The organism is Streptomyces sp. NPDC058751, assembly GCF_042746485.1.
Taxonomy (GTDB): Bacteria; Actinomycetota; Actinomycetes; order Streptomycetales; family Streptomycetaceae; genus Streptomyces.
On sequence record NZ_JBHYPZ010000003.1, the window covers coordinates 107,783 to 108,362 of the forward strand.

The following is a 580-nucleotide window of genomic DNA, read 5'->3' on the forward strand; positions in this document are numbered from 1 at the left end:
CCCGCTCACGCTGGGCGAGGGTCGCCTCGAGCAGGGGAATGGTTCGCTTCAGGTCCCCTGCCGATTGGTAGGCAAGGGCGAGGTTGTTGCGACTGATCAAGGTATGGGGGTGGGTGTCGCCCAGGACCCGCTCATACTGGGCGAGGGTCGCCTCGTATAGAGGGATGGCCCGCTTCAGGTCCCCTGCCGACCGGTAGGCGACGGCGAGGTTGTTGCGACTGATCAGGGTGTCGGGGTGGGTGTCGCCCAGGACCCGCTCACGCTGGGCGAGGGTCGCCTCGAGCAGGGGAATGGTTCGCTTCAGGTCCCCTGCCGATTGGTAGGCAAGGGCGAGGTTGTTGCGACTGGCCAGGGTATGGGGGTGGGTGTCGCCCAGAACCCGCTCACGCTGGGCGAGGGTCGCCTCGAGCAGGGGAATGGCCCGTTTCAGGTCCCCTGCCGACCGGTAGGCAAGGGCGAGGTTGTTGCGACTGGCCAGGGTATGGGGGTGGGTGTCGCCCAGAACCCGCTCACGCTGGGCGAGGGCGGTCTCGAACAAGGGAATGGCCCGCTTCAGGTCCCCTGCCGACCGGTAGGCAAG

Annotated in this window: 1 protein-coding gene; it reads right to left on the reverse strand. The window is 67.4% G+C overall.

Features of this window, described 5'->3' with window-relative positions; all coding sequences use genetic code 11:
* Window positions 1–580 (reverse strand): tetratricopeptide repeat protein (locus tag ACFW6B_RS04200; protein ID WP_386591807.1); only part of this gene is annotated, 580 nt, incomplete at both ends.